24 protein-coding genes and 1 tRNA gene are annotated in these 21,486 nt (G+C 63.5%); 16 read left to right on the top strand and 9 right to left on the bottom strand.

Annotated elements, in window-relative coordinates; genetic code table 11:
- The first annotated feature begins 1 nt into the window (after window position 1).
- The 15 genes from B6V76_RS03595 (at window position 2) to hypE (ending at window position 12,308) form a co-directional block, all read left to right on the top strand.
- Window positions 2–1,798: a nickel-dependent hydrogenase large subunit gene (locus B6V76_RS03595; RefSeq protein WP_038145393.1), complete on the top strand. Its 1,797-nt coding sequence runs from the start codon at window positions 2–4 to the stop codon at window positions 1,796–1,798.
- Window positions 1,799–1,812: 14 nt separating this feature from the next.
- Window positions 1,813–1,998 carry a hypothetical protein gene (locus B6V76_RS03590; RefSeq protein ID WP_038145392.1) on the top strand — a complete coding sequence of 62 codons (186 nt, stop codon included), beginning with the start codon at window positions 1,813–1,815 and terminating at the stop codon, window positions 1,996–1,998.
- Window positions 1,999–2,003: 5 nt separating this feature from the next.
- Complete coding sequence (gene cybH, locus B6V76_RS03585; protein ID WP_038145390.1) at window positions 2,004–2,780, top strand: Ni/Fe-hydrogenase, b-type cytochrome subunit; 777 nt, start codon at window positions 2,004–2,006, stop codon at window positions 2,778–2,780.
- A 320-nt stretch (window positions 2,781–3,100) separates the two neighbouring features.
- Window positions 3,101–3,733 carry a HyaD/HybD family hydrogenase maturation endopeptidase gene (locus B6V76_RS03580; RefSeq protein WP_038145388.1) on the top strand — a complete coding sequence of 211 codons (633 nt, stop codon included), beginning with the start codon at window positions 3,101–3,103 and terminating at the stop codon, window positions 3,731–3,733.
- Window positions 3,733–4,053, top strand: coding sequence for a HypC/HybG/HupF family hydrogenase formation chaperone (locus B6V76_RS03575; protein WP_038145386.1), 321 nt, complete (start codon window positions 3,733–3,735; stop codon window positions 4,051–4,053). Before B6V76_RS03580 ends, B6V76_RS03575 begins: the two co-directional genes overlap by 1 nt.
- A gap of 10 nt (window positions 4,054–4,063) precedes the next feature.
- Complete coding sequence (locus B6V76_RS03570; RefSeq protein ID WP_078569979.1) at window positions 4,064–4,480, top strand: hydrogenase accessory protein; 417 nt, start codon at window positions 4,064–4,066, stop codon at window positions 4,478–4,480.
- Window positions 4,481–4,484: 4 nt separating this feature from the next.
- Entirely contained in the window at window positions 4,485–5,315 is an 831-nt protein-coding gene (locus tag B6V76_RS03565) for a hydrogenase expression/formation protein (protein ID WP_038145385.1), read from the top strand.
- A complete protein-coding gene (hybE, locus tag B6V76_RS03560) occupies window positions 5,312–6,151 on the top strand; it encodes a [NiFe]-hydrogenase assembly chaperone HybE (RefSeq protein WP_088726676.1) in 840 nt (279 codons plus the stop codon). The genes B6V76_RS03565 and hybE overlap by 4 nt, the downstream gene beginning before the upstream one ends.
- Entirely contained in the window at window positions 6,148–7,032 is an 885-nt protein-coding gene (locus B6V76_RS03555; RefSeq protein ID WP_088726675.1) for a hypothetical protein, read from the top strand. The genes hybE and B6V76_RS03555 overlap by 4 nt, the downstream gene beginning before the upstream one ends.
- The gene (gene hypA, locus B6V76_RS03550; protein WP_078520435.1) at window positions 7,025–7,366 is read left to right on the top strand and encodes a hydrogenase maturation nickel metallochaperone HypA; all 342 of its coding nucleotides are present in this window, start codon (window positions 7,025–7,027) and stop codon (window positions 7,364–7,366) included. The genes B6V76_RS03555 and hypA overlap by 8 nt, the downstream gene beginning before the upstream one ends.
- Entirely contained in the window at window positions 7,366–8,265 is a 900-nt protein-coding gene (hypB, locus tag B6V76_RS03545; RefSeq protein ID WP_088726674.1) for a hydrogenase nickel incorporation protein HypB, read from the top strand. Before hypA ends, hypB begins: the two co-directional genes overlap by 1 nt.
- Entirely contained in the window at window positions 8,262–9,737 is a 1,476-nt protein-coding gene (locus B6V76_RS03540) for a sigma-54 dependent transcriptional regulator (protein WP_088726673.1), read from the top strand. Before hypB ends, B6V76_RS03540 begins: the two co-directional genes overlap by 4 nt.
- On the top strand, window positions 9,737–10,024 hold the full coding sequence (gene hypC, locus B6V76_RS03535; protein WP_038145377.1) for a HypC/HybG/HupF family hydrogenase formation chaperone: 288 nt from the start codon (window positions 9,737–9,739) through the stop codon (window positions 10,022–10,024). Before B6V76_RS03540 ends, hypC begins: the two co-directional genes overlap by 1 nt.
- Before the next feature lie 5 nt (window positions 10,025–10,029).
- Window positions 10,030–11,172, top strand: a complete 1,143-nt coding sequence (gene hypD / locus B6V76_RS03530; RefSeq protein WP_038145376.1) for a hydrogenase formation protein HypD — start codon at window positions 10,030–10,032, stop codon at window positions 11,170–11,172.
- A 116-nt stretch (window positions 11,173–11,288) separates the two neighbouring features.
- Entirely contained in the window at window positions 11,289–12,308 is a 1,020-nt protein-coding gene (gene hypE, locus B6V76_RS03525) for a hydrogenase expression/formation protein HypE (RefSeq protein WP_038145374.1), read from the top strand.
- 235 nt (window positions 12,309–12,543) lie between these two features.
- Here hypE and B6V76_RS03520 read toward each other — a convergent pair whose 3' ends face one another.
- From B6V76_RS03520 to B6V76_RS03495, 6 genes are all read right to left on the bottom strand, one after another.
- Complete coding sequence (locus B6V76_RS03520) at window positions 12,544–13,083, bottom strand: hypothetical protein (protein WP_202900103.1); 540 nt, start codon at window positions 13,081–13,083, stop codon at window positions 12,544–12,546.
- A gap of 12 nt (window positions 13,084–13,095) precedes the next feature.
- Window positions 13,096–13,389, bottom strand: coding sequence for a DUF1330 domain-containing protein (locus tag B6V76_RS03515; RefSeq protein ID WP_038145373.1), 294 nt, complete (start codon window positions 13,387–13,389; stop codon window positions 13,096–13,098).
- Window positions 13,390–13,658: 269 nt separating this feature from the next.
- Window positions 13,659–14,732, bottom strand: coding sequence for an AbrB family transcriptional regulator (locus B6V76_RS03510; protein WP_088726672.1), 1,074 nt, complete (start codon window positions 14,730–14,732; stop codon window positions 13,659–13,661).
- Between the two features lie 8 nt (window positions 14,733–14,740).
- Window positions 14,741–16,258, bottom strand: coding sequence for a tripartite tricarboxylate transporter permease (locus B6V76_RS03505; RefSeq protein WP_038145372.1), 1,518 nt, complete (start codon window positions 16,256–16,258; stop codon window positions 14,741–14,743).
- Window positions 16,258–16,725 carry a tripartite tricarboxylate transporter TctB family protein gene (locus tag B6V76_RS03500; RefSeq protein ID WP_038145371.1) on the bottom strand — a complete coding sequence of 156 codons (468 nt, stop codon included), beginning with the start codon at window positions 16,723–16,725 and terminating at the stop codon, window positions 16,258–16,260. The genes B6V76_RS03505 and B6V76_RS03500 overlap by 1 nt, the downstream gene beginning before the upstream one ends.
- Window positions 16,726–16,815: 90 nt before the next feature.
- A complete protein-coding gene (locus B6V76_RS03495) occupies window positions 16,816–17,787 on the bottom strand; it encodes a tripartite tricarboxylate transporter substrate-binding protein (RefSeq protein WP_088726671.1) in 972 nt (323 codons plus the stop codon).
- A gap of 94 nt (window positions 17,788–17,881) precedes the next feature.
- On the opposite strand from B6V76_RS03495, the gene B6V76_RS03490 reads away from it, so the two are divergent.
- Window positions 17,882–18,376 (top strand): YetF domain-containing protein, encoded by a 495-nt coding sequence (locus B6V76_RS03490; RefSeq protein ID WP_088726670.1) that lies wholly within the window; start codon window positions 17,882–17,884, stop codon window positions 18,374–18,376.
- 150 nt (window positions 18,377–18,526) lie between these two features.
- Here B6V76_RS03490 and B6V76_RS03485 read toward each other — a convergent pair whose 3' ends face one another.
- The 3 genes from B6V76_RS03485 to B6V76_RS03475 form a co-directional block, all read right to left on the bottom strand.
- A complete protein-coding gene (locus tag B6V76_RS03485; RefSeq protein WP_240497795.1) occupies window positions 18,527–20,149 on the bottom strand; it encodes a site-specific integrase in 1,623 nt (540 codons plus the stop codon).
- 292 nt (window positions 20,150–20,441) lie between these two features.
- Window positions 20,442–20,516 (bottom strand) — tRNA-Asn (locus B6V76_RS03480).
- Window positions 20,517–20,587: 71 nt separating this feature from the next.
- A complete protein-coding gene (locus tag B6V76_RS03475) occupies window positions 20,588–21,460 on the bottom strand; it encodes an MBL fold metallo-hydrolase (RefSeq protein WP_240497794.1) in 873 nt (290 codons plus the stop codon).
- Window positions 21,461–21,486 lie beyond the last annotated feature (26 nt).

Raw genomic sequence — 21,486 nt, 5'->3', positions numbered from 1 at the left:
CATGTCGGTTCTCAACACGCCGAACGGCTACACGATGGACAATTCGGGCAAGCGGGTCGTTGTCGACCCGGTGACCCGGATCGAGGGTCACATGCGCTGCGAAGTGAATGTGGACGAAAACAACATGATCACCAACGCGGTCTCGACCGGCACGATGTGGCGCGGGCTGGAAGTGATCCTGAAGGGCCGCGATCCGCGCGACGCCTGGGCCTTCACCGAGCGGATCTGCGGCGTCTGCACCGGCACCCATGCGCTGACCTCGGTCCGCGCGGTGGAAGATGCGCTGGGGATCCAGATCCCCGACAATGCGAATTCGATCCGGAACATGATGCAGCTCGCGCTGCAGATCCATGACCACATCGTGCATTTCTATCACCTGCACGCGCTCGATTGGGTCAATCCGGTCAACGCCCTGCGCGCAGACCCGAAGGCGACTTCGGAGCTGCAGCAGAAGGTCAGCCCGAGCCATCCGCTCTCCTCCCCAGGCTATTTCCGGGACGTGCAGAACCGTCTCAAGAAATTCGTCGAAAGCGGACAGCTCGGGCTGTTCAAAAACGGCTATTGGGACAACCCGGCTTATCTGCTTCCGCCGGAAGCGGACCTGATGGCAACGACGCACTATCTGGAGGCGCTCGATCTTCAGAAGGAGATCGTGAAGGTTCACACCATCTTCGGTGGCAAGAACCCGCACCCGAACTGGCTGGTGGGCGGCGTGCCGTGCCCGATCAATATCGACGGCGTCGGCTCGGTCGGTGCGATCAACATGGAGCGGCTGAACCTCGTCTCCTCGATCATCGACAAGTGTCAGGAGTTCAACGAAAACGTCTATATCCCCGACGTGATCGCGATCGGCGGCTTCTACAAGAACTGGCTCTATGGCGGCGGTCTGTCGTCGCAGGCCTGCCTTGCCTATGGCGACATTCCCGAGAACCCGAACGACTTTTCGCCCGAGCAGCTTCACCTGCCGCGTGGCGCGATCATCAACGGCAACCTCAACGAGGTGCATGACGTCGATCCGCGCGACCCCGAGCAGGTGCAGGAATTCGTCGATCACTCCTGGTACACCTATGGCGAGCCCGGCAAGGGCCTGCACCCGTGGGATGGCGTGACCGAGCCGCAATACGAGCTCGGGCCGAACGCCAAAGGCACGCGGACCAATATCATTGAGCTTGACGAGGCTGCGAAATACAGCTGGATCAAAGCCCCGCGCTGGAAGGGGCACGCGATGGAGGTCGGTCCGCTCGCGCGTTACGTCGTGGGCTACGCCAAGGGTCACGAAGACATCAAGAACCAGGTAGACGGTCTGCTGCGCAAGATGGACCTGCCGTTCAACGCGGTCTTCTCGACGCTGGGCCGGACCGCGGCGCGGGCGCTGGAATCCGAGTATTGCTCGCGTCTGCAGCGGCACTTCTTCGACAAGATGATGACCAACATCAAGAATGGCGACGAAAGCACCGCCAATGTCGAGAAGTGGGATCCGTCGAGCTGGCCGAAAGAGGCCAAGGGCGTCGGCATGACCGAGGCTCCGCGCGGCGCGCTGGGGCATTGGGTCAAGATCAAGGACGGGCGCATCGAGAACTACCAATGCGTCGTGCCCACCACCTGGAACGGTTCGCCCCGTGACACGCAGGGCAATATCGGTGCCTTCGAGGCGTCGCTGATGAACACCAAGGTGGAGCGTCCCGAAGAGCCGGTCGAAATCCTGCGCACCCTGCACAGCTTCGATCCGTGCCTTGCCTGTTCGACCCATGTGATGTCGCCCGACGGCGAAGAGCTCACCACCGTCAAGGTGCGCTGAGGGAGGAGGAAATCATGAAGAAACTCGCATTTGCTTTCAGCATGATCGCAGGTCCTGCGCTGGCCCATCCGGGCCACGCTGTGGCCCCCGGCGCGGAAGGGCACACCATCGCCCATGTCGCGATGGCGGCCGGCGCGATCGCCCTGGCCTATGTGGCCGTCGAGATCGCCCGCGCCGTCAAGCGCGTCCGCAAGGAGTAAGGGCGATGGAGGACACGATCCACACGCCAAACCCCAAGGCGACAGGGGCCTTCGAGGCCTCCCGCCTGACCGGCGACGCGACCGAGGAAGATCTCGACTCGATCCGCCGCCGGACTTCCGTCTATGTCTACGAGGCGCCCGTGCGCCTCTGGCACTGGCTCAACGCGCTGATGATCACGGTGCTGATCGTGACCGGTTTCCTGATCGGCGCGCCCCTGCCGTCGCTGCAGATCGGCGAAGCGACCGAGCAATTCGTCATGGGCTATATCCGCTTCGGCCATTTCGCGGCGGCGCAGGTCCTGACGGTGATCTTCTTTGGGCGCATCTACTGGGCCTTCGTGGGCAATCACCACGCCCGCCAGCTATTCTACGTGCCGGTCTGGCGCAAGCGCTGGTGGAAAGAGCTGGGGCACGAGCTGCGCTGGTATGCGTTCCTCGAAAAGACGCCGAAGAAATACGTCGGCCACAACCCGTTGGCACAGCTTGCGATGTTCTTCTTCATGACGCTCGGGATCACCTTCATGCTGATCACCGGCTGGGCGCTCTACGCGGAAGGCGCGGGGCAGGGTTCTTTGCCCGATACGCTGATGGGCTGGGTGCTTGGCCTCGTGCAGAACTCACAGAGGCTGCACACGCTGCACCATTTGGGAATGTGGGCCATCGTGATCTTCATGATCGTGCACATCTACGCGGCGATCCGCGAGGACATCATGAGCCGTCAGTCGATGGTCTCCACGATGATCTCCGGCCACCGGACGTTTAAGGACGATCGTATCGAGTAACGGTTCGTGCGGTGGTAGGGCGAACGGGCGCGGGGCAATCCGCGCCCGTTCTGCATTCTGGCGCGGATTCGAGCTGTTTCCAGCGTTGCGCTGCCGGTGGAAGATTGCATTGCGAAAAATTCGCTTAGGTGGAAATATAGTTTCCACATTGGTGGCTTTGATAGTGGCGTAGTTCCAAAGAAAATTTCGTAAAAACAATGGCTAGACAGATTGTCGCAGTTCCGCGCGATTTCCGTGAAACCCGCCCCTCTGCAAAGCCTATTGTCGATTCGAGGCGAGGATGGCAACGCGCTTGCCGCCTCGGGGAGAGGGAGGAAATCATGTCGGATTTTGCGCCGGACCGGGTGCTCGTTCTGGGTATCGGGAACGTTCTTTGGGCGGATGAGGGCTTCGGCGTGCGCTGCGTCGAGGTGATGGCCGAGACCCGCGCCGTGCCGGACAACGTCAAGCTCCTGGATGGCGGCACGCAGGGCCTGTATCTGCTGCCGTTTCTTGAAGAGGCCGATGCGCTGATCGTCTTCGATGCGATCGATTTCGGGCTGGAGCCGGGTGAGATGCGGGTGCTGCGCGACGACGACGTGCCCGCCTTCATGGGCGCTAAGAAAATGAGCCTGCACCAGACCGGCTTTCAGGACGTGATCGCCACCGCACAGCTGATGAACCGTTGCCCGGCGAAGCTGACGCTGATCGGCTGCCAGCCGGTCGAGCTGGAGGATTACGGTGGCGGTCTGCGCCCTGCGGTCGCCGCCCAGATCGAGCCCGCGATCCGCGAATGCGAAGCCGAACTGGCGCGCTGGGGTATTTCGGTCGCGGCAGGCGTGACGCAGGCCGATGACCTTGCCGATGCCTCGATCCGTCGTGGCGCGTACGAAGGGGGCCGCCCGACCGAGGGCGAGGCCTGCCGGATGGGCGATCACCGCTTCTTCCCCGGCGCCGAGAAGGTCCGTGCCTGATGTGCGTCGGAATCCCGGTTCAACTGGTGGCGGTCGATGGCATCCGCGGCGAGGTTCTCGAAGAGGGGCAGCCCGGCATCATCGATTTGTCGCTGACGCCCGACGCCAAGCCCGGCGACTGGCTTCTGGCCTTTCTCGGGGCTTCTCGCGAGGTGATCACCGAGGACGAGGCGACCAAGATCGCGGCCGCGCTTGGCGGGCTGCGGGCCCTGATGCAGGGCGGCGATCTGGGCGATGCTTTCGCCGATCTCGACGCCCGCGAGCCGCAACTGCCGCCCCATCTGCAAGCCGCGCGCGATGCCGGCAAAACGACTGCCTGAGGAGAGACACATGCACGATTTCGCAATGCCCGATACTGCCCAGCCCTCGGGCGCGATGCACCCGCTGGTAACCCGCCTGATCGACGAGATGGGCTATCCGCTTCTGGCGAACATGTCCGATGTGGCCGAGTTCACCGCGCGTCCCGGGGCGCATTGCCTGTTCATTCCGGGCGACGCCAAGCGCAACCTCGAGACCCCCGACGCCGCCGTGGTGCTGCCGGAAATCCGCATGGCCTTCCAGCACGCGTTCGACTGCGCGGTGGTGGGCGATGCGATCGAGACCGAGCTGCGCCAGCAGACCCGCGCGCTGAAAGCCCCCGGTTTCCTGTTCTACCGCGAGGGCGAGTATCTCGGCGCGATCGAGAAGATCCGCGACTGGGACGATTACGTCGCCCGCACCTCTCATATCCTGACCGCGAAAGGCTGAGACGATGGTTTCCAATTTCCACCTTCCGCCCATGGGCTTCGGTCCCGGCTCGCAACCCGAAGACGAGGATGCGCAACTCGAATACATGCAGCTCCCTTCGGGTATGCGCACCTATTCGGCGCATATGCCTGACATCGACGACCCTTCCAGCGTGACGCCAGCGCTCAAGACGCTGGCCGATGTGGCGAAGGCCTGCGGGGCGGCGGCGCAAGGCGGCATGGCGAGCTTCGATCTGAGCCATCTCGACGCGGAGAACCGCGCGCTCATCGCAGAGACGATGGGGCAGGGCGAGGTCGCGATGAAGATCCGCGGTATCCCGGCGCTCGCCGTGCAGGAGTCGGTCTTCGCGGGCGTCTGGATGATCGCAGGGTCGGGCGTCGACAAGATCGAGGTCGGTCCGGTCCCCTCGGCGGCGCTGAGCCGCGCCTTCGAGCCGTTCCGCAAGGCCGAAGGCAAGACCCATCCGCGCGGTCCGGGCGTTGTGAATGCGCCGGCGCTGATGGCCGAACTGGAGGATAAATCGGGCAGTTTCATGGGTGGCGAGCCGCATGTGGTGAACCTGACCCTGCTGCCCCATACCGAGGAAGACCTCGTCTGGCTGGATGCGGCGACGGGCGAAGGCGCGGTGACGATACTGTCGCGTGGCTACGGCAATTGCCGCGTCACCGCGACCGGGCTGCCCCATGTCTGGCGGGTGCAGTTCTTTAACTCGATGGACACGCTGATCCTCGACACGTTCGAAGTGACCACGATGCCCGAGGTGGCGATCGCCGCGAAAGAGGATCTCGTCGACTCCGCCGAGCGGATCGTCGAAGTGCTGGAGGCGATCCGATGAGCGTCGCGGGGTTCGAGGGAAGCTACATGGGCGCCAATGACCGGATTTCCGATCAGGCGATCATGGAATGCAAGATCTGCTGGACGCCTTACGATCCGGCGGAGGGCGACGATTTCCGCCAGGTCCTGCCCGGCACGCCGTTCTCAATGCTGCCCGAGGACTGGCATTGCCCCAATTGCGACGCACCGAAAGAGCAGTTCATGGTGCAGACCGATCCGGGCGCGCCCGCGATGCTGGAGGCGCGCCGGATCGAGGAACAGGTGGCCAAGCTCACGGCCGATTTCCGCGAGGTCTGGCATTCGAAGATGCGCGACGTGCCCTTGGTGAACAAGGCGCTCTCGGTCGAGCCGGTGGGCTTCCTCTCCCATGAGGGGCGCGGGCTCGGTGTGCTTGTCAGCCCGTGGTTCATGAACCTGATCATGTTGCCGCGCGAGGGCGAGGACTGGTCGGCGCTGGTCCCCGGCGCCAAGGAAAACATCGATTTCCCGTCCGGCACGTACGAGTTCATCCATAACGTCCGCGAGATGGGCGGCGGCTACAAGGCGTGCTCGCTTTTCTCGCCGATGGGCGATTTCCAGACGCAGATGCAAGCGACCGATGTCGCTCGCGCGATCATGATGGAGCTGTTCAAGGACGAGAACCGCGCCGAGACGGATCGCAAATCCGAAATCCGCGCCGGTCGCGAGGCCGAGCTTGCCGCGGTCGAGGAGGCAGAGGCTGCGCAGGCGGCGGAAGATGCGCGCGTCGAGGAGATGGCGCAACCGACCCGACGCAAGCTGATCTCGGCCGGTCTGGCCGAGGAAGCGCCGCGCGACGCGGCGGATGACGCGGAATGACCCAGACGCTCGGCATAACCATTGCGCGCGACGGCGCTCGGCTGAAGGCGGTGCTTGCGCTGCCCGCGCCGAGTCCGGTCGAGGCGATGATGCTGGGCAAGACCCCCGAAGAGGTCGCGGAACTGATGCCGCGCCTGTTCAACCTGTGCGGCATGGCGCAGGGCCTCGCGGTGCGGCTGGCGACGGGGCTGGAGGCCGCCGGATGCGACCCGCGGCGCGAGATTTTGCGCGACCATCTCTCCAAGCTGTGCCTGCGCTGGCCCGCGCTGATCGGTCACGACCCGATGCCGCTGCCTGCGGATTGGTCGAAGGGCGGCGCGGCGTTGCAGCGCTGGATCTGGGGCAATGCGCGGCCCGCGCGGCTCGCGGATTGGCTGAGTTCCGGTGCGGGGATCAGCCCGCTTCTGGCCGCGATCGCGGAGCGTTTCGCGCCGGGCGAAGCGGTGGCCGATCTGCCCGACCTGTCGCAGCCTTTGTCGCTGGTGCCGCAGGAAAATTCCGCCGCCGGACGGGTGCGCGACGCGGATCTGATGCATCAGGCCGAAGCGCGCTACGGGCGCGGGCCGCTCTGGCGGGCGCTGGGGCGCGTGATCGATCTGGATCGGCTGTGCTTCGATGCGCCGCCCGCGCGCCGGGTCGCGCCGGGCGTGGCCTCGGTCGCGGCGGCGCGTGGCGCCTATACCTTGCAGGTCAGATTGAATGGCGGTCGTGTGAGCGCACTGACCCGGATCACGCCGACCGACCATCTGACGGTGCCCGGCGGGATGTTGCAGCGTAGCCTCGAGAGCCTCCCCGCAGAGAAAGCGTCTTTGGCGAGCTTGGTAGTGGACATACTCGATCCCTGCGTGCCAGTTCTGATGCGGGAGGTCGCCGATGCATGAGATGTCGATCGCCGAAGGCATCCGCGGCGTGATCGAGGATGCGGCCAAGGCCAACAGCTTTTCGCGCGTGACCACGCTGCGGCTCGAAATCGGGCGCTTTGCGGGCGTCGAGAAACACGCGCTGGAATTCGCCTTCGACGTGGTGATGCGCGGCTCGCCCGCGGAAGGCGCGGAATTGCAGATTATCGACATTCCCGGCAAAGCGCTCTGCTATGATTGCGCGGAGACTGTGGAAATCGAACATCGACTGGACCCTTGCCCGAACTGCGGCGGCGGCAAATTGCTGGCGCAGGGCGGCGAGGAGATGCGGATCAAGGATATGGAGGTGCTCTGATGTGCACGGTGTGCGGATGCAGCGGACATAGCGTGGAAGATCAGTTCCGCGCCCATCTGGAAAAGAGCGGTCAGGCCGTGCCGAAAGCGGCGCCTCTGGCGGTACTCGCGCAAGGAGTTCCGGCACCCGGGCAGGGCCATCATTCTCACGATCACGCCCCCCACCATCACCACCACGACCACGGCGATATCCATATCGGCCTTGGGGCGGCAGGCACCGAAGTGCCGGGCATGAGCCAAGAACGTCTGATCGAGATCGAGACTGATATCCTGTCGAAAAACAACGATTTCGCCGGGAAGAACCGGGCGCGACTGGCGCAGAAGGGTATCTTCGCGACCAACCTCGTCTCCTCTCCCGGCTCGGGTAAGACCACGCTCCTGTGCCGCACGATCGAGATGCTGAGCGATGCGCCACTCGCGGTGATCGAGGGCGACCAGCAGACCACCAATGACGCCGACCGCATCCGCGCGACCGGGGCGAAGGCCATTCAGGTGAACACCGGCAAGGGCTGCCACCTCGACGGGCGCATGGTGGAAACTGCGCTGGACCGGCTCGCGCTGCCCGAAGGGTCGCTGCTGTTCATCGAGAATGTCGGCAACCTCGTCTGCCCTGCCGCCTTCGATTTGGGCGAGGATGCGAAGGTCGCGATCCTTTCGGTCACCGAGGGCGAGGACAAGCCGCTGAAATACCCGGACATGTTCGCTGCCGCCGGTCTCGCGATCCTCAACAAGACCGATCTGGCCCCCTATTGCGATGTCGATCTCGATCTCTACGAGGCCAACATCAAGCGCGTGAACCCGGAGATCGAGGTGCTGCGCGTCTCGGCCCGCACGGGCGAGGGGATGCAGGCCTGGCTCGATTGGCTCAAGCACGGGCTCGACCGGAAGGCCGCGTCATGACCGGCTCGACCCCGGCCATCCTCCTCGTCGATGACGAGCCCCATTCGCTTCAGGCGATGAAAATGGCGCTCGAGGACGAGTTCGAGATCCTCACCGCGCCGGGGGCTGAAGAGGCGATGGCGGTGCTCGAAGAGGAATGGGTGCAGGTGATCTTCTGCGATCAGCGGATGCCCGGCCGCTCGGGGGTCGATTTCCTCACCGAGGTGCGCGAGCGCTGGCCGGAAACGGTGCGGATCGTGATCACCGGCTACACCGACAGCGCGTCGATGGTGGCCGCGATCAACGATGCGGGCATTCACCAGTTTATCGCCAAGCCCTGGCATCCCGAGCAGTTGCTGGCGGTGGCCCGCAATGCCGCGCGGATGTTCCAGCTGTCGCGCGAGAACGAGCGGCTGACGCTGGAGATGCGGTTCCTTAACTCGACCACCGAGACGCGGGTCGAGAAGCGGCGTCGGTCTTTGCGCGAGGGTATGGGATTCGAGACGATCCTGCGCGCGCCCAATTCCGCGATGAATGCGGCGGTCACTCTCGCGCGACAATATGCCAGCTTCGACGTGCCGGTGCTGATGACGGGCGAGCCGGGCACGGGCAAGACGCAGATGGCCCGCGCGATGCATTACGGCTCCCTGCGCTCGGAGAAACCGTTCTACGAATTGAATATATCCGGGATGCCGGAAGATCTCGCGATGGTCGAACTGTTCGGCGCCAAGCGCGGCGTGTTGCCCGGCGGCGTGGCCAAGATCGGGCTGGCGCAGAAGGCCGATCGCGGCACGCTCTATCTGGCCGGGATCGAGGGCGCGTGCCCGGCATTGCAGCTTGCGCTACACCGGATGCTGCGCGACGGGGTCGTGACCCCGGTGGGCGGGCAGGAGGCGGTCTCGACCAATCTGCGACTGATCGCGGGCGCGTCGGGCGACCTGCGCGCAGGCGTCGCCGAGGGGCGGTTCCGCACCGATCTTTACTATGCGTTGAGCCTTGGCGAGATCGCGATCCCGCCGCTGCGCGCGCGGCGGGGCGACGTGGCGATGCTGGCGCAGGCGATCCTTTCGGAGGTCGCGACGAGCCACGGCAAGCCGGTGATGGGGTTCGAGGCGGCGGCGCTGGAATTTCTGGAGAATTACGACTGGCCGGGCAATCTGCGCGAACTGACCAACGAGGTCACGCGGATGCTGATCTTCGCGCAGGACAACGTGCTGGGCGCAGAGCTGATCTCGCGCCACATCCTGCAGGCCGATCCATCGGATGAGGGCGCCGATCGCGCCGCCGAGGACGTGATGACCGCCGAGGGCACGCTCAAGGACCGGATCGAGCTGATGGAGATGCGCATCCTGCGCGAGACGCTTACCCGCAACCGCTGGAACAAGAGCCGTGCGGCGGCCGAGCTGGGCCTGTCGCGCGTGGGCCTGCGGGCGAAACTGGATCGTTACGGCATCGCCGACCCGTCGGTGGCCACCGAGGAGGAGAGTGACTGATGTGTTTGGGTATTCCGGGCCAGATCGTGGCGATCACCGATGAGACGCGCCAGATGGCGATGGCCGAAGTGTCGGGCGTGCGCCGCGAAGTGAATGTGGCCTGCGTGGCCGAGGGCGCGCTGGAGGGGCTCGTGGGGCAATGGGCGCTGATCCATGTCGGTTTCGCAATGAGCCTGATCGACGAGGACGAGGCCGAAAAGACGCTGGAAGCGCTGCGCGATCTTGGCGAAGCGCAGGAGGCGCTGGAACAGATGGCCGCGGGCGATGCCGCGCTGGCAGGGGAGTGAGGCAGATGAAATTCGCATCCGAATTCCGCGATCCGAAAGCCGCCAAGGTGCTGCTGGCCGAGATCGCCAAGGTGGCCGACCGGATCGGCGCGACGAAGGACAAGCCCGTCCACATCATGGAGGTCTGCGGCGGGCATACCCATTCGATCTTCCGCTACGGGCTCGACAAGCTGGTCCATGAGGGCATCGAGTTCATCCACGGCCCCGGCTGCCCGGTCTGCGTCCTGCCGCGCGCGCGGGTCGATGAATGCATCGAGATCGCCGAGCGTCCGGGCGTGATCTTCACCACTTTCGGCGATGCGATGCGCGTGCCGGGCACGAAGAAATCGCTTCTGCAGGCGAAGGCCGATGGCGCGGATATCCGCATGGTCTATTCGCCGCTCGACGCGCTGGAGCTGGCGCGCCGTAACCCGGAGCGCGAAGTGGTGTTCTTCGGGTTGGGGTTCGAGACCACGACCCCCTCCACGGCGCTCGCGATCCAGCAGGCCGCGCGCGAAGGCTTAGGCAATTTCAGCGTGTTCTGCAACCACATCAAAGTGCCCGAGCCGATCAAGGCGCTCTTGGACGATCCGCATATGTGCCTCGATGGCTTCATCGGGCCCGGTCATGTCTCGATGGTGATCGGGATCCATCCCTACGATTTCATCGCGCAGGATTACGGTAAGCCGCTTGCAGTGGCCGGGTTCGAACCGCTCGATCTGCTGCAATCGGTATTGATGGTGCTGCGTCAGATTGCCGAAGGCCGCGCCGAGGTCGAGAACCAATATGCCCGCGTCGTGCCCGAGCATGGCAATCCGGTCAGCCTTGCCGCGATTGACGATGTCTACGAGACGCGACCGTCGTTTGAATGGCGCGGCTTGGGCGAGATCGACAAGTCGGGGCTGCGCATCCGTGCGCAATACGAGGCCTATGACGCCGAGGAGAAGTTCGGCATTGGCTATGCCACCGGGCGGCGCGAGGTCGAAGAGGCCGAGGGTTGCGCCTGCGGGCAGGTGATGACGGGGCGGACGAAGCCGGTGGACTGTCCGCAATTCGGGCGCGGCTGCACGCCGGAAATGCCGCTCGGTGCGCTGATGGTGAGCTCAGAAGGGGCCTGTGCGGCCTATTGGCAATATGGCGGCGCGCGCGCCGTCGAGCCGGCGGAGTAGGGCGGGGCTCCGCCCCCGTCGCCGGAGGGCGACAGTGATTGAGGGAGGAGGGGGCTCCGCCCCTGCGGCTTTGCCGCTCCCCCGGGGATATTTGAACCAAGGCGAAGGTAGGTAGAATGGCTCTGCGCGACGAGCGGGTGACGCTGGCCCATGGCGGCGGCGGCAAGGCGATGCGGGATCTGATCGAGGAGGTGTTCACCTCGGTCTTCGCGCCGCCCGGCATGGAGGATCAGGCGCGGCTGCAGGCCGAGGCGCTGGCCGAGCCCGGCGCGCGGCTGGCCTTTACGACCGATAGCTATGTCGTCACGCCCATCGAGTTTCCGGGCGGCGATATCGGCAAGATCGCGGTTTGCGGGACGGTGAACGATCTGGCGGTGGGCGGCGCGAAGCCGCTCTGGCTCTCGGCGGCCTTCATCATCGAGGAAGGCACCGAGATCGCGCTGTTGCGCCGGATCGTGGCGACGATGGCACGCGAAGCCGAGGCTGCCGGCGTGAAGATCGTCACCGGCGATACCAAAGTGGTCGGGCGCGGGGCCTGTGACGTGGTGTTCGTCACCACGGCAGGCGTCGGCGTGATCCCCAGTGGGGTCGAGATGGCCGCAGGGCTGGTCGCGCCCGGCGATGTGGCGATCGTCAACGGGGTGCTGGGCGATCACGGCGCGACGATCCTCGCCGCGCGCGGCGATCTGGCGTTGTCGAGCGCGATCGAGAGCGATTGCGCTGCCTTGGGGCATCTTATGGCGGATGTGCTGGCCGCAGCGCCGGGCGCGAAGGCCGCGCGCGACTTGACGCGGGGTGGGTTGGCCTCGGCGCTCAATGAGATTGCGGAAACCGCGGGCTGCGGCATCGAGATCGTCGAGGACGCGCTGCCGCTGCGCACCGAGGTGGTGGGGATGTGCGAAATCCTCGGGCTCGATCCTTTGTATCTGGCCAATGAGGGGCGGCTGGTGGTTTTCGTGCCTGAGGCCGAGGCAGAGGCGGCGCTGGCCGCGATGCGCGCGAGACCCGAGGGATCCGGCGCGGTGATCGTGGGCCGCGCGGTCGAGGGGCACAAACAGGTGCGGATGACGACGGCGTTCGGCGGTCAGCGCATCGTCGATATGCTGGTAGGCGAGCAGTTGCCGCGTATTTGCTAGGGGGGCATAAGCAGGCCGCTTAGCGTTGCGGCGTCGACGCTAAGCGTTGCCTTGTCGAACCTCGCATAGCCAATGAGCGGCCCACGCCGCAGTGAAGGAAGCCGGGCTTCAGGTCCCGCGGGACCTTTCGGTGCTCGCCCATGACGATGGACTCGAACATTACGACCTGGACGCGTTCGATCCACCGATTGGCAGCAAGCGCTCCGAACTCGGTGCGGCTTGGAGCGCTTTGGCTTCAACATTCGATCGCCGTATCACGCATCCCGATATTGAGCCCGTCGCTACTCTGCAAAGCGATAAGCCGCGCGGGGAAAAGCTTCCCAAGCAGAGCGTCCGTCGAGAAGGGAGAAATGCCCTGATCTGCCAAGAATGACTGGACATCGCGAGCTTTCTGCGGAGTCAACGCTTCGTCGGGCACACGCGACAGGTCCTCCGGAAGTCCGCTATCTGTTATTTTTGCGCAGACGTCGCGGATGGTATTTGCGTCCGCCATGAACAGGTCCCAGAGATGCAGCTTGGGATCGAAGCTGCTCAGCTCTTCGCGCGCAGTCTCAACCGTCTGCGCATCGACACCGCGAAGCGTGATCATGCCCTCGTCGGCCATGCTATTTCGTAACCGGTCCCAACCCAGTTGCGCCGGATCATCACTCGAAAAGGTGCGGGCGTGGACCACCGCGCCAGGCATGTCCATGAGCTCGGCCACCTGCTCATCCCTGGCTTTTTGAAGCGCCTGTATCTTTTCATCGCCGAAAAAGGGAGACAGGACAGCAGTCATTGCCAAGACATCCTATGCCAATTTATCGACCAAGATCGCATTGAGCGTTGAACCTGAGCGACGCAAGGTGGCAAGCTCTTGGAATTCCTGAGAGTTCCAAAAACCTTTGGCACAACTGCGGTCTGGAAACTCGATGATGAACGCAGCATCAGGAAGCGCGTTCTCACCTTCCATGTTCTCGGGGTTGCCGCCTCTCGCCAGAAACTGTCCATTATGCTGCTCTACGACGTCGGGTATCTTCGAGAAATACTCGTCCATCCAGTCTCGACTGTGAATTTGCATCTGGCCGATAATGAAGGCTCCCATTCTCGCACCTCTTGTCGCTGAGGGGGATCGTTAGAGAAATACGCCCCATCAAACTCCCAGTGATGTCAAACCACGCAAAACTCCGTGGTGTGTTCGGTGCGGGTCAAAGATCGGACATTTTGACTTGCGGCAGCGTAACACGATTGCCTCCTTGGGCGGAGCAGTTTGTCGCCAATCGCTGCAGACGCGACAAAAGCCCGCCATGGTCCGCGGTTTTGACGCTTGCGTGGCGAAGCCGCCTCGAAGATTGAAAACTGGAGGAGTTCAACTTAGGCCTGCCCACCGCTCTCGTCGTTGTCGCGCCCCAAATTGTCTCGCCTCCGACTGCGGGACAGGAAGACCGGAACCAGCACCAGCAGGATGAGGATCCGGGCGAAGTGATGCGCGGCTACAAAGGCCGGGTCATATCCCAGCGCAAGGCCGATTGCGGCCATCGCCTCGACCCCGCCCGGCGCATAGGCAATTAGGATTTGGCCCAAGGGAAAGCCGGTGAGCGCCCGGATGATCAGCGCAAAGGCGACCGCCATGCCAAGCGCCATGCCGACAACGACCGCGCCGGCTCCGACGAGCTTCATTGCCAAACGCAGATCTACCTTGCTGATCCGTGTTCCGAGAACCGCACCTGTGACAGTGAACCCAAGGAAGATCATCCACGACGGAGCCGCGCCATGCACGAGACCAGCGCCATGTGAGAGGCCGCTTAGCAGGATGCCAGTCAACAGGCAGGCGGCAGAGACGCCCTTCCGGCCCGCGTAGCGCCCGAGCGGCAGGCCGAGGATCAAGAGGCCCACCAGCGCCAGCAACGACATCGCGGAACGCGTCACGGAAGACGACGCGTCCGATGCCCCGAGGAACGATGCAATCGGGGGCACTAACGTGACGAGGATGATCAGTCGCATCAATTGCAGCATCATTACAGCCGAGGCGTCACCTTTCCCTTCCACGGCGATGGCCACCGCATTGGACATTGTGCCAGGCGAACTCGCCAATACGGCAGTCTGCCAGTCGATCCCGAAGACCTTCCGCAATAGCATGCTGCTCGCCGCCATGGTCGTCACGAGCGCCATCGCAAGGCCGAGCAGGCTCACCGACCAGCCCGGCAGATGCGGCACCACCGAGGCGTCAACACCTGCACCGAGCGATATGCCGATCACGAGGAAGGCAAGGTCGCGCGCGATGGCCGGCACAGCGACGTTCTGACCGAGCGCCGCCAGCATCGCCACCGTCAGCATGGCGCCGACAAGCGCGCCGGCCGGAATGCCCAGAAGGGCGGCAAGCGCCGCCCCCCCGAGCGCGGCGAGACCCGTGAGCCCCGCCACTTGCAAGTCGTTGCGCAACAGCATTCCGGGCACTAGTGCATTGCGGCTTCGCGCGCTGCCGCAGCGCGGGCGCGGCGCCCCAGCCAGAGCGGCAGGATCACGACCAGGAGCGCCAAACCGTAGAGCAGCAGGCTCTTCCAGTTCGACAACAGGATGCTCCAGTCGCCGCCGGAGATCGACAGGGCGCGCCGCAGATTGTCTTCGAAAAGCCCGCCAAGCACGAAACCGAGGATGATTGGCGCCAACGAAAAGTCGAGCTTGCGCAGAAACCAGCCGAATATCCCCAGCCCGGTGATCATGAACAGGTCATGCGGATTTCCGACGATCGTGTAGATACCGATGAACGCGAGGATTGCGATCAGCGGCGTAAGGTAATGCTGCGGGATCGTCAGCATCCTGGCGAAGAGCCCGACCAGCGGCAGGTTAATCACCAGCAGCGCGACATTGCCGACATACATCGAAGCAACGAGGCCCCACGCCACTTCCGGGCGCTGCGCGAACATCATCGGGCCCGGCTGGATGTTGAACATCAAGAGCGCTCCCAGCAGGATTGCCGTGGTGCCCGAGCCAGGAATGCCCAGCGTCAGCATCGGCACCATCGAGCCGCCGGCGGCTGCGTTATTCGCCGCCTCGGGGGCCGCGAGGCCACGCACGTCGCCGGTGCCGAAGGTCCCATCCTTGTCGCTGATCCGCTTCTCCGTGCCATAGGCTACAGCGGAGGCGACCGACGCGCCGGTGCCGGGGAGGATGCCGATGAAGAAACCGATCACCGAGGCGCGGGCGATGGTCCACTTCGTCGCCGCGAGATCGGCCATCCGGACGAAGCTCTTGTCCACCGGCAGCGACTTGAGGGTGCCGCGGGCCTGGTGCTCAACCAGCGTCAGCAGCTCTGCCATGCCGAAGAGGCCGACGACAACGATCAGGAAGTCGATACCGGCAAGGATGTCCGGCAGGCCGAACGTGTAGCGCGGCACGCCGGTGTTGGCGTCGATGCCGATGGTCGCGAGCATCAGGCCGATGGTCGCGCCCAGTAGCGTCTTGACCGTGCTCTTGCCGACCAACGAAGCCAGCGAAGCGAATGCGAAGACCATCAATGCCACGTAGTCCGCTGGGCCGAAGGTCACCGCGAAGCCCGCAAGCGCTGGGGCAAAGAGCGACATGAGGATTACCGCGAAAGTGCCGCCTGCGAAGGAGGCAACAGCCGAGAGAGACAGCGCTCGGCCAGCTTGACCCGCGCGCGCCATGGGGTTGCCGTCGAGGGTGGTCATGACTGCGCCCGCGTCGCCCGGCACGTTGAGCAGGATGGACGAGATGCGCCCGCCATACTCGGCACCGTAGTAGATGCCGGCAAGCAAGATCAGCGCGGACTCAGGCGCGAAGCCAAGCCCGTAGGCGATGGGCAGCAAGATCGCCACACCGTTGATCGGCCCGAGACCGGGTAACGCGCCGATCAATGTGCCGACAAAGCAGCCAACCATCACGAGCATGAGGTTGAACGGGTCGAGCGCGACCGAAAAGCCGGTCGCAAGACCGGATAGAACCGTATCCATCAGCTCTCTCCTTGTTGGCTGATTTCGAAGAGCGGCGCGATCAGCTCGCCTTCGGGGAGGTTGAGGTCCATCAGGGTGACGCAGAGCAGGTAGCCCGCGATGCCTGCTACCACGCCGAACCCGAGCGCACGCAGTTTCGTTGCGCCGAGCATGGCCGAGACAATCGTGCCGAAGAGGATCGTCGACAGGATGAAACCGAGAGGCTCGTAGAGCTCCGCATAGCCGAAGAGCAGCGCCACGGCAGCGGTCAGGCGAAACCATACGTGCCGCGTCACGTCGAACGCCTCTTCGTCAGGCTTCCACAAGATAATGAGCAGGCACAGGATCGCGACGACCGACAGGATGCGCGGCCAGCTTTCCGGGCCGAGCGGGTCGTATTGGAAAGGTGCCTTGATCGCGGTGAAGGCGATGACCGCGTAGCCGAGGGTCACAACCAGAAGCACCGCCGCAAAGATGCGGTTGGCCATTCCAGGCCTCCTATTTTCAGGGATGTGGCGGGTGTGTGATCAGGGCCGAGTCCATTTTGGAACCCGGCCCTGCGCGCTTTCCGCAAATGTTTACTGGACGAGGCCAGCTTCAGTCGCGATCTCGCGCAGCGTTTTCATGCGCTCTTCGATCGACGCGCTCAACTCTTCGCCGGACATATTGAGCGGCAAGAGGCCCTTGTCGTGCTGAATCTTCGCGAATTCTTCTGTGCCGTAAGCCGCGTTGAAGGCATCGACCCACTTCTTGTAGTCCTCATCCGAGGTTTTGCCGCCCATATAGAAGCCACGCAGGATCGTCCATTCGACGTTGTAGCCCTGCTCCTTCGCGGTCGGAATCTGGTCGAAGGGGGCGTCGAGGCGCTCAGGCGAAAGGACGGCGAGAATGCGCATGTCACCGCTTTCGAGATAGGGCACCATTTCGCCGACGTCCCCGGTGTATACCTCGATCGAGCCGCCAAGCAGTGCCGCGATCGCGTCGCCGCCGCCATCGAAGGCCACGTAGCGCATCTGCATCGGCGTGCCGCCGGCCTCGCGCATCAGCAACGCGCCCTTCATCCAATCCTGCGAGCCGACCGAACCGCCGGCGCCCACAACCACGCTCTGCGGGTCGCTGCTCAGGTCGTCCATCACGTCCTTCAGGTTTTTGTAATCGCTGTCGGCGCGAACCACCACTGCGCCGAAATCTGCGCCGGCGGTCGCGACCCAGCGCACGGAATTCTCGTCGAAGGCGCCGTATTTACCGGTGATGATGTTGAGCAGCGAGCCAGTGGAGAAGGCGACGATGGCGCTGCCGTCATCGGCCCGGTTCGTGTTGAACTGGTTGAATGCAACGGCGCCGATGCCGCCGGGCATGAAGTTGACCTGCACCGGGCTCGAGACATGCGGAGCAAGGCCGGTCTGAGCCACGCGGCAGGTCAGGTCGAAGCCTCCGCCCGGGTTGGCCGGAGCCACGCATTCGGGGTGGTCGATAACGCTCTGGGCGAAAGCTGGGGCTGCGAGGCCGAGAGCGCAGACAAGCGCGGTCGAAAGACGCTTAAAGTTCATATGATCCTCCCTAATATCAAAGCCCGTCGGGCATCCCCGCTTATGCGCCATCAAGCCTGTGCCGATGCTGACGCGAAACTGACAGGATGCTGACTTGACCGCCGTAGCGTCGATGCTCGCTTCCGGGGCCGATCCAAAGGCGCTACTGTCGCGCCATGCGAATGCTTTTGGTGGAAGACACGCTTTCTGCGCGTCCGAAAATTTGCTCGCCTTCATGCGACTCCACTCCTCTTCCAGCCAAGGAAGCGTAGCGGAAAACTCCAGCTTCAAACGGTCCAGTTTCCGGGGATCAGATCACGCGCCGCTGCTTCCCACGCTGGTGGCCACCGCCCTTTTGATAGCGCTTCACTCGGTTCTTGCCGCACTCGCGCCACGCTCTGAATTCCTCTCCTACATTATAAAGGGGCGACCAGTCCGGCTGATCAGTAATGGTGTTGTAGATTGGGAGGCCGCCGAAAAAAGCCGTCTCGGAGAGCGAGACCTCACCGAACAGTTGCGCCTCAAAGGGCTTCGTGGCCCAGATGAGGTCGAAGTCGCCTACATCGAACGAAACGGGGCGATCAGCATCGTGAAGGCGCAAAAAAAGTAGCCATCTTGCTATTAGTCCCTCTTTGGGTGAGGCATTTATTTATGACTACCGCGGGGATCGTCACAATAGACGTTCGCGTGTTTAGCAGGCCTTGGAAAAAAACGCAGCGAAGGGCGGCTTTCCGCCCAAAAAACGTCTGGCACATCCCCGTCAAACCCAAAGTGGCAGAGCATCGATTGCCGGGCGCATCAGGTTGGGTGGGGTCGGCTTGTGGTAAGTCTTCTCGTGAATATCGCGCCCTTCATGGCCCACGATGTCGCGAATGATCTTATCGTCGATTGCCGCGTGTTCGAGCGCGTTCTGAACGTAGTGGCGGAAGCTGTGGAAAGATAGCGCCGCGCCATCGGCACCCAGCGTATCATCGATGATTTGTCTCATCCGACGCCCGAGTTTCTTGCCGTGCTTGCCACTCTTCGGTTCCCGAAGGTCCGGAAACAGATCAGGGTGCCCGGCACGCTTCATCTTCGTCACATGGTCGAGAAACCCGAGCTCGATCAGGCGCATATGGATCGGCACGGTGCGACAAGAGGAGAGCGTTTTGACACGGCGCTGCTCAGTCTCACGGATAGAAATGCAAGGAATGCCGTCGACCTCGATAATGTCCTCGGGCGACAAGCCTGCGATCTCTTCGCGCCGTGCCCCCGTAACCGCGCCGATCAGAGGGCACCAATAGATGCCGTTGCGATAGATCGTCTTGCCCGGACGTGTCTGGAAGTATTCTGTCTCAGAGCCCGTCCAGACCGGGTTTTGGAACAGCGCCTCGAGTTGGAGTGGGGTGAACGCATCCTTCTTCTCGCTCTCGCGCACAGTTTCCTTACGGCGCAGCTTGCTCGGATCGAGGCGTGGGTCGATCAAGAAGCCCTCATCGGCGGCCCAGGTCGCGACCTGACCGAGATGATCGAGGTGCCGATTGATCGTGCCGGTCGAGAGGCCCACCTGATCGGCGGGCAGGGCGGCAGCACGCGCCATAACCTCGTCGCGGGTCGCGGTGCGATCCTTCGGGCTCTTCCCCCAGCTTTTCGGAATTTTCAAGAGCGCGGCACGGAAGGCGGTCGCATCAGCCTGGCGGACCCGCCGGATATCCGTGATCCCGGTGAGAAGCGTAAACAAATCGCCAAAACTACGATATTGGCGCAGCGTCTTCTCTTCGATACCTTCCTCGCGTTTCATCGTGATCAAGCGCTCGATCACACCGTCGAGCGAGGGATCAAGAGCAGGGTCTTGGGCAGGCTGCGACACCACAGAGGGCGTTCGCGCCGCATTTTCTGGAGGGAAATTAGGCGCCGCGCAATTCGGTTCGGGCCCCAGCAGGTCGGACGGTGTCTGGGCGGCCAAGTCATCGGCCAGGGCCTCGATCGGCTCAAGAGCTGTATCGTTGCCGGCCCACGCGGCCCGCTTGCCAGAAATCAGTAGGCTCATGAGGGTCACCACCTCAAAGGCAGAACTTGCCGGACGCCCGGTCAGATCCTGAAACTCCCTTGCGATGATGCGCCTGCGGCTATCGCTGGCAAGGTCGCGGCGATACAGGTCGATCGTCGACCTCAACAGATCAGAAGCACCTTCGGGTGCCTCAGCATTCAATCCCGACCGTGCCAGATATGCCCATGCGTCTCGCGCGGCCTCGTCTTGGCGCAAATCATCGAGCGGATCGAGGGAGTCGAACCGGCGCAGCAATTGCAGCTTTTCGATCTTCGCCCGCTCGCGCTTGATTACATCCGCCAGCCAGGCGCGCGCCTCCTGAGGGGAAATCTCGGTCCTGATGATGCCGTCCATTAATGTGTCGCTCTCCGCACTAATCTTTCGTGCTAAGATAGTCGCAACACGGCGATCCGTCGTCCCCAAGGAGAGCTTCAGGTCGACGAATTTTGTGGAAAACACCCGGATCCGACGGCGCCATTGATAGGCGGCGCCGCGACGGGAGAGATGAGGTTGGCCGTGCATGGTCTTGCGCCGCCCTTGTTTCGGACGGACCCACGCAAAACTCGGGTGATGGAACACCTGTATGCCACACCTACGAAGCCATGAAAGGCTTTTTGTAGCTAAATCAACACCCTGGAGGGGAATATGGCTCCGGCGGTAGGGATCGAACCTACGACCAATTGATTAACAGTCAACTGCTCTACCGCTGAGCTACGCCGGAACATGTGAGGGTGTATATGAATCTCGAATTGGGATGTCCAGAGGGTTCTGGCGAAAAAATTCAGGCTTTCGTCACGTCAGCGAAAATAGCGCCTCCGGACGCAGGTCGGGCGCGGCGATGACTTCGTTTTGTACCGACATTTCAACGAGATGGGCGAAGACATTCCGTTCGGCGGCTGGCAGGAGGGCTGCGGGCACGTCAGTGTATATCGCGCGGGTGAGCGTCTGCGGGGTGGCGGGGCGCTCTGCCAAGGCGCTTCGGATCTGCGCGGTGCGGGCGTCGCGATGTGCGCGCTGACTCGCGATCAGCGTTTGCGGATCGGTCACCGGCTCGCCATGGCCGGGATAGAGAATGCGCGGGCGGAGTTCCTCGATGCGCGCGAGGGAGCGATAATAGTCGCCCAAATCGCCGTCGGGCGGTGAGATCAGCGTCGAGGACCAGCCCATAACCACATCGCCGGTCAGAAGCGCATCGCCCGTCGCGAAGCTCAGATGGTTGCAGAAATGACCGGGCGTATGCAGCGCGGTGAGCGACCAGTCGCCATGGCTCAGCGTCTCGCCATCCTCGACAAGGATGTCGGGGTCGAACGCGTGATCGACTCCTTCACCGCCGCCCGCATGTCCACGCGCTGCGAGTTCCGCCATCACAGGCGCGCGCCCGGCCTCGGGCGGGCCGAAGGCGAGGATCGGCGCGCCTGTCGTTTCGGCCAGCAGCCGCGCGCCGGGGGAATGGTCGAGATGCGCATGGGTCACGAGGATATGGCTGACGCGCTCTCCGGAGGCGAGCGCGTCGAGCAGCGCCTGCAGATGGGCGGGATCGGCGGGGCCGGGATCGACCACCGCGACCTCGCCTGTGCCAATGACATAGGTGCAGGTGCCGGTATAAGTCATGGGGGATGGGTTCGGAGCCACGATCCGACGCAAGCCGGGCTGCAATTCTTCCATCTTTCCCTCCGTCGCGGCCATCGCTA

The sequence above is a fragment of the Thioclava sp. IC9 genome (genome assembly GCF_002213225.1).
Lineage (GTDB): Bacteria > Pseudomonadota > Alphaproteobacteria > Rhodobacterales > Rhodobacteraceae > Thioclava > Thioclava nitratireducens.
The sequence above is the reverse complement of the archived record's forward strand: the minus strand, read 5'-3'. Positions and strand labels throughout refer to the sequence as shown.